This is a genomic window from Aureimonas sp. SK2, from assembly GCF_029813115.1.
Classification (GTDB): domain Bacteria; phylum Pseudomonadota; class Alphaproteobacteria; order Rhizobiales; family Rhizobiaceae; genus Aureimonas.
The window spans coordinates 130,530-141,770 of record NZ_JAPZDS010000002.1 but is presented as its reverse complement, the minus strand read 5'-3'; the positions used below and the strand labels follow the sequence as shown (position 1 = coordinate 141,770).

Here is an 11,241-nt window from a genome sequence, read left to right as displayed (position 1 = left end):
GGCCGGGGTCCGACCGGCCAACGACCATCGGGTCCCATGTGGCCCAACCGAAAGCCCACGCCATGAAGCACATGACGCATCTGCAGCGCCTGGAGGCTGAATCGATCTTCATCATCCGGGAGGTCGCGGCGACCGCCGAGAACCCGGTGATGCTGTATTCGATCGGCAAGGACTCGGCCGTGATGCTGCATCTGGCCATGAAGGCCTTCGCGCCCGGCAAGCCGCCCTTCCCGCTCCTCCATGTCGACACGACCTGGAAGTTCCGCGAGATGATCGAGTTCCGCGACAAGATCGCCCGGGATCTCGGCCTCGACCTCATCGTCCACATCAACGAGGAGGGCGTGAAGGCGGGCGTCAACCCGTTCGACTCGGGCAGCCGCGTCCATACCGACGTGATGAAGACGGAAGGCCTCAAGCAGGCGCTGGCGAAATACAAGTTCGACGCGGCCTTCGGCGGCGCCCGGCGCGACGAGGAGAAGTCCAGAGCCAAGGAGCGCATCTTCTCCTTCCGCTCGGCCGAGCACCGCTGGGAGCCGAAGAACCAGCGTCCCGAGCCCTGGCGCCTGTTCAACACCCGCAAGCGGCAGGGCGAGAGCTTCCGCGTGTTTCCACTCTCCAATTGGACGGAAGCCGACGTCTGGGACTACATCGCGCTCGAAAACATCCCCGTCGTGCCGCTCTACTTCGCCAAGAAGCGGCCGGTCGTGGTGCGCGACGGCATGCTGATCATGCGCGACGACGAGCGCATGAAGCTCCTGCCGGGCGAGAGCGTCGAGGAGATGACCGTCCGCTTCCGCACGCTCGGCTGCTATCCGCTCACCGGCGCGGTGCGCTCGGAGGCCTCCGACCTCCAGGGGATCATCTCCGAGATGCGCGGCTCGCGCTCCTCCGAGCGCGAGGGCCGGCTGATCGACAAGGACGGCGGCGCCTCGATGGAAGAAAAGAAGCAGGAAGGCTACTTCTGATGAGCGGCGCGCTGAAGACCCCAGAGACCGGCGAAGACACCGGCGACGCGATCCTGGCCGCCTCCACCAACAGCCGCGCCCTGGCCGAGGACGAGACCTTCGCCGGCCCGGCGCCCGACGGCGCCATTGCCGATGCGCCGGACGGCGGGATCGTCGATCCGCAGGCCGACATGCCGCTCCTCGCCTCGCCGGCCGAATCGCTCCTGCGCTTCATCACCTGCGGCTCGGTGGACGACGGCAAGTCGACCCTGATCGGCCGCCTCCTCTACGACACGAACTCGGTCTTCGACGACCAGCTCGACACGCTGAAGCGCGATTCCAAGAAGTTCGGCACAACCGGCGAGGACCTCGACTTCGCGCTCCTGGTGGACGGCCTCTCGGCCGAGCGCGAGCAGGGCATCACGATCGACGTCGCCTATCGATACTTCTCGACCGGCAACCGCGCCTTCATCATCGCCGACACGCCCGGCCACGAGCAGTACACCCGCAACATGGCGACCGGCGCCTCCCAGGCCGAGCTCGCGGTGATCCTGGTGGACGCGCGAAAAGGGATCCTGCCCCAGACGCGGCGCCATTCGTTCATCACCTCGATGGTCGGCATCAAGTCGGTGATCGTGGCGATCAACAAGATGGACCTCGTCGATTTCGACGAGGCCACCTTCCGCGACATCGTCAAGGGATACGAGGCGATCCGCCCGAGTCTCGGCTTCACCAGCGTCACCTATATTCCGCTCTCGGCCAAGAACGGCGACAACCTCGCCTCGCGTTCGGACCGAGCCCCCTGGTACGACGGGCCGACGCTTCTGGAAGCGCTGGAGCGCGCCGAGCCCGAGACGCTCCAAGCCGGCTCGCCGCTCTTCCGCCTGCCGGTGCAGTGGGTCAACCGGCCGAACCTCGACTTCCGCGGCTTCTGCGGCACGGTCGCGGGCGGGCGCGTGCGCCGGGGCGACGCCGTCCTCTCGCTGCCGAGCCGCCAGCGCAGCCATGTGCGCGCGATCTTCGGCCCGGACGGCGAGGTCGAGGAGGCCGAGGACGGCGAAGCGATCACGCTGACGCTGACCGACGAGATCGACGCCTCGCGCGGCGACGTGATCGTGCGCGAGGGCGATCCGATCGCGCCGCAGACGCGGCTCGAGGCCGAAATCCTCTGGATGGTGGACCGGCCGCTGATCGCGGGCGCGCGCGTCATCGCGCGCCTCGCCTCGGCCCAGACGCCGGCCACCGTCAAGACCTTGCGCGAGGCGATTGATATCCACTCCTACCAGCCGCGCCAGGCCAACGCGCTGCTGATGAACGAGATCGGGCGCGTCACACTCTCCTTCGACAAGCCGCTGGTGGCGACGACCTACGGCGAGAGCCGCGAGCTCGGCGCTTTCATCCTGATCGACCAGCTCACCAACGAGACGGTGGCGCTCGGCATCGTGACCGGCCTGCCGGAAGCCCAGACGACGCTTCTGGGCCTGCCCGCCGCGCCGTCGGTCGCCAGCGTGCCGCCCGAAGAGCGCTCCGCCTTCGACCGGGCCAAGGCCGAATGGCTCGGCCCCTCGCTCGCGAGCGACGCCGGCCGAGCCCGCGGCGTCACCCTGTTCCGCGCGGCCGCCGCCGTGATGATGGCGATCATCGCGGTGCTTCTCGGCCTCCATGTCTGGCAGGCCGTGATCCTCGGCGTCCTCGACTTCGTGCTGCGGCCCTATCTCCGGCGGCTCATGGTGCCGGCCGAGACCGAGGCGCTGCCCGTCGATCCAACGGACGTGCGCGACGGCGCAGGCATCTGAAACGGAAAAAGGGGCGGGGTGATCCCCGCCCTTCGTCTATTCCAGCGGCCGCGCCTCCGACGGCAGCATGATCGGGATGCCGTTACGGATGGGATAGGCGAGCCGCGCCGCCTTGGACACGAGCTCGCCGCGCTCGGCGTCGTAGGTGAGCTGCGCCTTGGTCAGCGGGCAGACCAGAAGCTCCAGCAGCTTCGGGTCGGGGCGGTTGCGCTCGGCTTCGTCCGGCATGGCGCGTCCCTCCGGTTCGGATGTCATGCCGATCCTATTGCAGGATCTGGCCGCCGCCGTCGCTCGAATTCTCGCGCGCCAGCGAGATCTCGGTGATGGCGATCAGCGTCTCCGCCCGCGTCTTGAGGTCGGGCGCTTCCAGAAGGGCCTGCTTTTCCGCCGCGCCGTAGGGCGACATCATCGACAAGGCGTTGACCAGCGTCTCGTTGGAGGCCTTCGACACGGAGTCCCAGTCGGCCTGGAGCTGGTTGGCTTCGAGATACATGCGGAACGCCTTGAGCAGCCCCTCGCGGTCCACCTCGTCCGCCCCGTCGCCCGCGTCGAGATCGGCCGAGAAGGGCGCGATGCGGCAGAGGCGGAAGGGCTCGTCCGTCTCCATCTCCTCCAGGACGCGAAACCGCGCGATGCCCTGGAGGCTCACGACATAGCGCCCGTCGCCACTCTCGGAAAAGGAGGTCAGGCGCCCGAGGCACCCGACTGCGCAGAGTTCCGGCTCGCCGTCGCCCCGCAGGGCGCCGTCGAGGCGCGGCTGGATCATGCCGACCACGCGGTCGCCCGACAGCGCCCGGTCGAACAGGGCGAGATAGCGGGGCTCGAAGATGTTGAGCGGCATCTGGCCGCCCGGCAGGAGAAGCGCGCCCGTGAGCGGAAAGACCGGCACCGTCTCGGGCAGGTCCGCTTCCGTGCGGTAGTTGACGTTTCCGGCCTGGACCACGGCTAAGAGTCTCCCTCGTGTCCCCGCCCAATTGGCGCGCGGGCTCGCCTCGCCAAGGGCGGCGGCCGTTCAGCGGAACAGGAGCGAGGACAACTTGCGGCGACCGTCCTTGGTGGCGGGATCGGTCGGCCCCCAGGCCTCGAAGAACTCGAGGAGCTTGCGCCGGGCGCCGTCGTCGGCGAAGGTCCGGTCGCGCCGGACGATCTCCAGAAGCTGGTCCGCGGCCTCCGCGCGGTCGCCGAGCCCTTGCGCGATCAAGGCGAGGTCGAAGCGGGCCTGGTGGTCGTCCGGGTCGGCCTCGAGGCGCGCGCGCAGTGCCGCCGGGTCGCCGAGGCTCGCGACCTCCTCCAGAAGCTTCAGGCGCGCCTTGACGGCCGCGAAGGCGGGATCGTCGAGAACCGACGGGGGCATCGCGTCGGCCACCGACTGCGCCCGTGCCGTATCCCCGGCCGCGAGGTAGCACTCGGCGAGGCCCGCCGCCGCCCGCGCGTTCTCCGGGTCGTGCTGGAGCACGGCGCCGAAGAGCTGCGAGGCCTGCGCGGCATTGCCCGCCTTCAGGAACTCGCCGGCCTGATCCAATGCCTCGGCGAGCGGATCGCCGCCTGGCGCCGGGCGGCCGGCGGTCAGGCGGTCGATGAAGGCCTTGACCTCGCTTTCGGGCAGCGCGCCCATGAAGCCGTCCACCGGCTGCCCGTCCACGAAGGCGAACACGGCCGGGATCGACTGGACGCCGAGCTGGCCCGCGATCGAGGGATGCTCGTCGATGTTCATCTTGACCAGCTTGACCCGTCCGCCGGCGGCCTGGACGACGCGCTCGAGAACGGGGGTGAGTTGCTTGCAGGGACCGCACCAGGGCGCCCAGAAATCGACCAGAACCGGCTGATTGCGCGACTCGCGCACGACGTCGGCCGAGAAGTTCGCGGTGGTCGTGTCCTTCACCAGATCGCCGGCCGCTGCCGCCGGAGCCCCGGGGCGGCCTGTCGCGGCGCTCCCGCTCGTCGTCTGCGCGCCGTAGCCGCCGAGCGGCGAAGCATAGGGATTGTTGCTCATGGAGACCGTCCGCGTCGCTGGAGGCGCCCCGCCGGCCGCGCCCGCGAGGGGTCGCGGCCGGCAGGGGCCGAAACATCGTCAGGGCGACCGGCATGGCCGCCCGGCCCATCGGGGATGACAGGTCGCCATATCGTGCGCAAGCGCCGCGCCATCAAGAACCGCGCCGTCCGTGACACACGGCCTTCGAGCGCCGACGCCGAATTCGTCGTCTCCCCGTCATTTTCCCTGTTGCATTCGCCCGCCCCTTGGGCCATAAGCCGCTCACCGCAGACGCCGAGGCGAACAGCCCAGCGGCGGAAGCGAGGAGCGGGCGGGCGTAGCTCAGGGGTAGAGCACAACCTTGCCAAGGTTGGGGTCGTGGGTTCGAATCCCATCGCCCGCTCCAGTTTTCTTCCAGTTCAGATTATGGTCCGATCGACGGCGGCACTGCGCCTTCGCGGCTGCGTCAGTCGGCGCGGCGGGTCGGGCGGCGGTCGGCCTTCAGGACCTTGCTGTCTTCCGAAAGGATGCGGCGGGTCGCGGGATCCCATTCGATGGCGATCGTGGCGGCGCCCGAGGCCGTCTTGCCGCGCGCGTCGCTTCTCGCATGCCAGTCGACGACGGCCTCCACCCGGCAGGTCGCGGCGCAGCGCACCCGCTCCGAACCCGGCCGCAGGGCATAGGCGCGGACCGGCCAGCGCCGGGCGAAGGCTTCCTTCTCCTTCAGGATGGCGGCGCGCGTCGCCGTCTTGCCGAAATAGGACACGCGGTCCGCATAGGCGGTGCGGGTGAAGGCCATCGCCTCGCCGTTGGAACCCGACCAGGCCGCGTGATAGCGGTGAAGGAAATCGAGGACATCCCCCGGCCCGCCGCCCCTCCCGCCGTCGTCCGGATCGCCGGCGCCCTGCACAGGCGCGGGCGCGGGACCGGGCGTCGCCGCAGCGATCTCCCGCTCGCCCTCCGTGGTGACCCGGAAGCGTCGCATCTCGCCCGCCGTGAGATAGCGCATGTCCGAGCTTTCGGTGGACAGGCTGAGCTGCAGGAGCTGGGGATCGACGCCCATCTCGATCATGTAGCTCATGATCTCGGCCGTCAGCGCCTGGACCGCCGCCACCGCGCTGTGCCCCTCGATGCCGGCGTCGCCGGAGAACGAAGCCTGGTGCACGCCGATCGCGCCGGGCTCGGCGAAGCGGTGGACGCCGCCCATGAAGACCAGCGTGCAGGCGGACGCGCAGTCCGACGAGCGGAGCTGAAGGGTGGAGAGGTTCATCTGCCGGATGGCGCGCCCGAAGCGCATGGCCGCCACGACGTTTCCGCCGCCGGAATCGAACGAGACCAGCATCGGCTGGAAGGCGGAGACCTCGGCGGCGAGCGTCGCCGGGTCGTCCGAGAACTCGAAGGTTCCCCGGACGATCAGAACGCGCCCGTCGCCCATGTCGGCCCGCTCGAAGGTGACGGCGCCCCAGGCCGGTGCGGAAAGGCCCATCAGGCAGGCCGCGATCCATCCGCAAAGGCCACGGCGCATCATTCCCTCCAGCCTCCAGACGACAGACTTCGAAGGAAGCCATGCGGCCGACCTGTTGTAAACGGTCGACGAGCCGCGCGGCGAGCGTGAATCTCTCCCGCCAAAACCCTCTAGGGCACTCTCCGAGGTTTCAACCCTTCAACCGAAACATTCTGCTGGGAAGCGTTTTGTTAACCACACATCAACGTGAACGGGCGATCATGGAACCTCGGCGCGAGCGCAGGGCATCGCGGGGAGAAACATCATGGGACTCGGCGTATTCGGCAGCTCTCGCTCGGGCGACGTTCGGGCGGCATTGGAAGGTTTGAGCGCCAACGTCATGCTGGCGGATGCCGACCTGCGCATCACCTTCGTCAACGCGTCGCTGACCAAGCTCCTGCAGGAGGCGGAAGCGGACCTGCGCAAGGAGCTGCCCAACTTCTCCGTCGCCAAGCTGATCGGCAGCAATATCGACATCTTCCACAAGACGCCCTCGCACCAGCGCAACCTCCTGGGCGCCCTCCAGTCGCGCTACAACGCGACGATCCGAGTGGCCGACTGGATCTTCGATCTGGTGGTGACGCCGCTGCGCAAGGACGGCCGGACCTTCGCCTTCTGCGTCGAATGGGCCGACGCCAAGGTGCGCCTCGCCAACATCGACTACACGTCGCAGATCGCCGCCATCAACCGGTCGCAGGCGGTGATCGAGTTCCGCACCGACGGCACGGTCATCACGGCCAACGAGGCCTTTCTCAAGGCGACGGGCTACCGCCTCGATGAGGTGGTGGGCCAGAACCATTCGCTCTTCGTGGACAGCGCCTACCGGGCGGGTCCGGACTATGCCCGCTTCTGGGAGGAGCTGCGCGGCGGCCGGTTCCAGAGCGGCGAGTTCCGCCGGGTCGCCAAGGGCGGCGAGGAGGTCTGGATCCAGGGCTCCTACAACCCGATCATGGACGCGAAAGGCAAGGTGGCCAAGATCGTGAAGTTCGCGGTCGACGTGACGCCTCGCGTCAAGGCCGTGGGCCAGATCGGCGCGGCGCTTGGCGCGCTGGCCGAGGGGCGGCTCGACCAGGAGCTGACCGTTCCCCTGACGCCCGAGCTCGACCAGCTCCGCATCGACTACAACCGGGCGCGCAGCACGCTGCGCGATACGATCCAGGAGGTGCAGAACACCTCGGCCCGCATCGCCGAGGGCATGTCGGAGATCTCGGTCGCCGCCGGCGACCTCGCCCAGCGCACCGAGCAGCAGGCCGCGGCGCTGGAGGAGACCTCCGCCGCCATCAGCCAGGTGACCCAGGGCGTGCGCGAGACGACCTCGGAGGCGAGCCAGGCCCAGAAGACGGCGAGCGTCGCCCTGCGCAACGCGCAGAAGGGCGAGGAGATCGTCGCCTCCGCGATCAAGACCATGGGCGCGATCAAGCAGTCCTCCGACATGGTCGGCAAGATCATCGGCGTGATCGACGAGATCGCCTTCCAGACCAACCTTCTGGCTCTCAATGCGGGCGTCGAGGCGGCGCGCGCCGGCGAGGCGGGCCGAGGCTTTGCGGTCGTGGCGCAGGAGGTGCGCGGGCTCGCCCAGCGCTCGGCGGAAGCCGCCAAGGAGATCAAGGATCTGATCGAGGCGTCCGGCACGCATGTGGAGGCGGGCGTCGACCTCGTCACCTCCTCGGGCCGCAGCATCGCCGAGATCGTCGAGCAGGTCGGCGAGATGAGCCGCGTCGTCAGCGCCATCGCCCAGAAGGCGCAGGAACAGTCGGTGAGCCTGTCGGAGGTCTCGGCCGCCGCGGGCCAGGTCGACAAGGTGACCCAGCAGAACGCGGCCATGGTGGAGGAGACGACGGCGGCCACGCAGACGCTTCTGGCCGAGACGGCCAAGCTCTCCGAGCGCGTCGGCTACTTCCGCACCGACGGCGCCGGCAACGCCGCGGCCCCGGCGGTCCACCGCCTTCCCGCGCGGCGCGCGGCGGGCGGGCGCTACTGAGACTTGGCCGCCGTCGCGGGACCGCCGGTCCCGCGACGGCGCATCCCTGCGCTCATTCGGCGGCGGGCTGTCCGTTGGTCGCCGTGCCCCGCTCGTTGGACGAGCCGGCGCTGTTCGTGGGTCCGTCGCCGCTGCCGGCCTTCTGGCCGGCCGAGCCGTTGCAGGCCGCGAGCATCAGCGCTGCGGACAGAAGCACGGCGGATCTCAAGGCCGGGCGGGCCGACCGCCGCTTGATCTTCCCGAGTGTCATGACGGGTGCGCCTCGCTTTCCTCGATGTCGCTCTCGCTAGGCTGGTCGTTGATGCCCAGCGCCGCCGCGATGCGGGCGGCCTCGGCGTCCTCGACCATGATCGGCTGGCTGGAATCGTCGGGGAACCCGCCGGCACTCTGGCCGATGGGCGCCTCGCGCGGATGGTCGTTGAGCCCGTCGGTGAGTTTGGGATGATTCATGTCCATGTCTCCTTTGCGGGAGGAACGCGGGTAGCCGGAAATGGGATGCCGCGCGTTTGGCCGCAGGCCTTCAGGATGCGCCGCCCGCCGCTCGGCGGAGGCGTTCGGGCGGGGCGATCGCCTCGAACCCGTCGGCCAGCCGCCGGAGGGCGCCGCGCATTGCGGGGCCCGCCACCGCGCGGCCGTGACCGGTCACGAGGAGGTCCGGCTCCAGTGCCGCCAGGAGCCGGACCGAGCGGGCGGCGCTGTTCCAGTCGGGCGTGAAATAGCGCGGCGGGCCATGCATCTCCGGCGCCTGCGCCGCCACCTCGTAGGCCGATTCCTGCCCCGTCGTGATCACGGCGTCGCCGGCCAGGAGGGTGCGGTCCCCTTCGCGCCAGAGCGAGACGTGGCCCGGCGTGTGGCCGGGCGTGTGAAGCCAGCGCCATCCCGGCAGCTCCTCGATGCCGCCGTCGTCGCCCAGGGGCTTCAGCCGACGAGAGACGTCGACGGGTGAGCGCGGAAAAAGCGGCGCCAGCTTGGGCATGATCCCGCCATCGGCGGCCGTGTCGGGCGGCGGATAAGCCTCACGCCCGTCGAGGAAGGGGTGTTCCAAAGGATGCGCCAGGACAGGCACGTCCCAGCCCTCCGACAGGGCCTCCAGCGCCCCGACATGGTCGAAATGTCCGTGCGTCTGGACGATCGCGGCGGGCCGCGCGCCCTCGCCGAACCGCGCCGCCGCGGCGGCGACGATCGCCTCGCGCGCGCCGGTCACCCCGGTGTCCACCAGCACCCAGCCCCGGTCGCCTGCCCCCGCGGGGCCGATCATCGCGACGTTGACGATCGCGGTGCGCAGGTAGGCAAGGTCCGGACGCACCTCATGGATATGAGCCTCGCCGAGACGCTCTGGCGCCAGGGCTTCGGCCCTAAGCGGAATCTGGACCGTCATGGCGTCGTTCTCCTCACCGCGTCTCGTCGCCCTGAAGGGCGATGCAGAGATCCAGAAGCGTGATGGCGGCGACCGCCGCAAAGGTGCCGGCTCCACCCGCCCGGTGCGGGTTGTCGCGGTTGAGGGTCGGCGCGAGGACGGCGAGGTCCGCGACGTCGCCGACGACCCGCGCCCAGACCATGGCGACCGGCCGGCGCGCGGCCAGAATGGCCACGCCTGTTGCGATCTCGCGCCAGCCGAAGGCGCGCACGAGCCCGGTCGGTGCAGGCGCGCCTGTCTCGTCCCGAATTCGACGGGGGGCGGCGAGTTCGGCAAGGCCTAGGGCGATGGAGAACCAGCCGAGGCCGCGCGCTATGGCCTGGGCGTCGGTGTTGGGGTGCATGGGTTCGTGCAGGGCATGCATCGGGCGTCTCCTGTTCGGGGCCGAAATGCCCCAAGGCCCCTTCCCGTTCGCCGCGAAATCCGTGGGCGGCTCGCAAGACCGGCCCCGGACAGCACGATTTCGGAGACGCTGAGGTCACCGTCCGCCGGCTCGACACCGCGCCCCGAACGGGTGCAGGAGGAACGCACGTTTTGGCGGCCCCCTATCGGCCGCCCCATCGTCCTCCGGCCCGTCGCGGCCGTATTCGGAGACGCTTCGATGACGAAGTCCATCGGCTTCCTGTCCTTCGGCCACTGGTCGCCCTCCACCCGCTCCGGCACCCGCTCGGCCGCCGACGTGCTTCTCCAGTCGATCGAGCTGGCGGTCGCGGCCGAGGAACTCGGGGCAGACGGCGCCTATTTCCGCGTCCACCATTTCGCCCGGCAGCTCGCCTCCCCCTTCCCGCTGCTGGCGGCCGTCGGCGCCAGGACGAGCCGCATCGAGATCGGTACCGGCGTCATCGACATGCGCTACGAGAACCCGCTCTACATGGCCGAGGACGCGGGTGCGGCCGACCTGATCTCCGGCGGACGCCTGCAGCTCGGCATCAGCCGCGGCAGCCCCGAGCAGGTGATCGACGGCTGGCGGCACTTCGGCCATGTGCCCTTGCCCGGCGAGAGCGACGCCGACATGGGGCGGCGCCATGCCGAGATGTTCCTGGAGGTGCTGAAGGGCGAGGGCTTCGCCGAGCCGAACCCGCGCCCGATGTTCCCGAATCCGCCGGGCCTCCTGCGCCTCGAGCCGCATTCGGAGGGGCTTCGCGAGCGGATCTGGTGGGGCTCCGCGTCCGACGCCACCGCCGTCTGGGCGGCGAAGATGGGCATGAACCTCCAGAGCTCGACCCTGAAGGCGGACGAGACGGGCGAGCCCTTCCATGTGCAGCAGGCCCGACAGATCCGGGCCTATCGTGCCGCCTGGACGGAGGCGGGACACGCCCGCACGCCGCGCGTCTCGGTGTCGCGCTCGATCTTCGCGCTCGTCAGCGATCTCGACCGCGCCTATTTCGGCCGCGACGCCTCGCACGACCAGGTCGGCGTGATCGACAACATGCGCGCCGTGTTCGGGCGCTCCTATGCCGACGAGCCCGACCGGCTGGTCGAGGCGCTGGCCCGCGACGAGGCGATCGCGGAGGCCGACACGCTGCTCCTCACCGTGCCCAACCAGCTCGGCGTCGCCTACAACGCGCATGTGATCGAGGCGATCCTGACCCATGTCGCGCCGGCGCTCGGCTGGCGCTGAGCCGCG

At 69.9% G+C, this 11,241-nt stretch carries 12 protein-coding genes and 1 tRNA gene; 5 read left to right on the top strand and 8 right to left on the bottom strand.

All coding sequences use genetic code 11. The features are described 5' to 3' along the window. Positions 1-38 precede the first annotated feature (38 nt). Positions 39-965, top strand: coding sequence for a sulfate adenylyltransferase subunit CysD (gene cysD, locus O5O54_RS03185; RefSeq protein ID WP_407061654.1), 927 nt, complete (start codon positions 39-41; stop codon positions 963-965). After that, positions 965-2,740, top strand: a complete 1,776-nt coding sequence (cysN, locus tag O5O54_RS03180) for a sulfate adenylyltransferase subunit CysN (protein ID WP_279478920.1) — start codon at positions 965-967, stop codon at positions 2,738-2,740. The genes cysD and cysN overlap by 1 nt, the downstream gene beginning before the upstream one ends. Positions 2,741-2,776: 36 nt before the next feature. Here the strand turns inward: cysN and O5O54_RS03175 are convergent, their stop codons facing one another. The 3 genes from O5O54_RS03175 to trxA form a co-directional block, all read right to left on the bottom strand. After that, positions 2,777-2,968, bottom strand: coding sequence for a Trm112 family protein (locus tag O5O54_RS03175; RefSeq protein WP_279479410.1), 192 nt, complete (start codon positions 2,966-2,968; stop codon positions 2,777-2,779). 34 nt (positions 2,969-3,002) lie between these two features. Beyond that, complete coding sequence (locus tag O5O54_RS03170) at positions 3,003-3,683, bottom strand: LON peptidase substrate-binding domain-containing protein (protein WP_279478919.1); 681 nt, start codon at positions 3,681-3,683, stop codon at positions 3,003-3,005. A 69-nt stretch (positions 3,684-3,752) separates the two neighbouring features. Beyond that, a complete protein-coding gene (trxA, locus tag O5O54_RS03165) occupies positions 3,753-4,733 on the bottom strand; it encodes a thioredoxin (protein WP_279478918.1) in 981 nt (326 codons plus the stop codon). Between the two features lie 310 nt (positions 4,734-5,043). On the opposite strand from trxA, the gene O5O54_RS03160 reads away from it, so the two are divergent. After that, positions 5,044-5,118, top strand: a tRNA-Gly gene (locus O5O54_RS03160). Between the two features lie 60 nt (positions 5,119-5,178). Here the strand turns inward: O5O54_RS03160 and O5O54_RS03155 are convergent. Beyond that, the gene (locus tag O5O54_RS03155) at positions 5,179-6,240 is read right to left on the bottom strand and encodes a hypothetical protein (RefSeq protein ID WP_279478917.1); all 1,062 of its coding nucleotides are present in this window, start codon (positions 6,238-6,240) and stop codon (positions 5,179-5,181) included. 241 nt (positions 6,241-6,481) lie between these two features. Between O5O54_RS03155 and O5O54_RS03150 the strand changes: the two genes are divergently transcribed. After that, positions 6,482-8,197, top strand: a complete 1,716-nt coding sequence (locus tag O5O54_RS03150) for a methyl-accepting chemotaxis protein (protein ID WP_279478916.1) — start codon at positions 6,482-6,484, stop codon at positions 8,195-8,197. 52 nt (positions 8,198-8,249) lie between these two features. On the opposite strand, the gene O5O54_RS03145 is transcribed toward O5O54_RS03150, so the two are convergent. The 4 genes from O5O54_RS03145 to O5O54_RS03130 all read right to left on the bottom strand — a co-directional run bounded on the left by O5O54_RS03145 (position 8,250) and on the right by O5O54_RS03130 (position 9,978). Continuing rightward, positions 8,250-8,447, bottom strand: a complete 198-nt coding sequence (locus O5O54_RS03145) for a hypothetical protein (protein ID WP_279478915.1) — start codon at positions 8,445-8,447, stop codon at positions 8,250-8,252. Continuing rightward, positions 8,444-8,647 (bottom strand): hypothetical protein, encoded by a 204-nt coding sequence (locus O5O54_RS03140; protein ID WP_279478914.1) that lies wholly within the window; start codon positions 8,645-8,647, stop codon positions 8,444-8,446. Before O5O54_RS03140 ends, O5O54_RS03145 begins: the two co-directional genes overlap by 4 nt. A 70-nt stretch (positions 8,648-8,717) precedes the next feature. After that, a complete protein-coding gene (locus O5O54_RS03135; protein WP_279478913.1) occupies positions 8,718-9,575 on the bottom strand; it encodes an MBL fold metallo-hydrolase in 858 nt (285 codons plus the stop codon). A 13-nt stretch (positions 9,576-9,588) separates the two neighbouring features. Further along, entirely contained in the window at positions 9,589-9,978 is a 390-nt protein-coding gene (locus tag O5O54_RS03130) for a hypothetical protein (protein WP_279478912.1), read from the bottom strand. 237 nt (positions 9,979-10,215) lie between these two features. On the opposite strand from O5O54_RS03130, the gene O5O54_RS03125 reads away from it, so the two are divergent. Then, on the top strand, positions 10,216-11,235 hold the full coding sequence (locus O5O54_RS03125; RefSeq protein WP_279478911.1) for an LLM class flavin-dependent oxidoreductase: 1,020 nt from the start codon (positions 10,216-10,218) through the stop codon (positions 11,233-11,235). Positions 11,236-11,241: the final 6 nt, after the last annotated feature.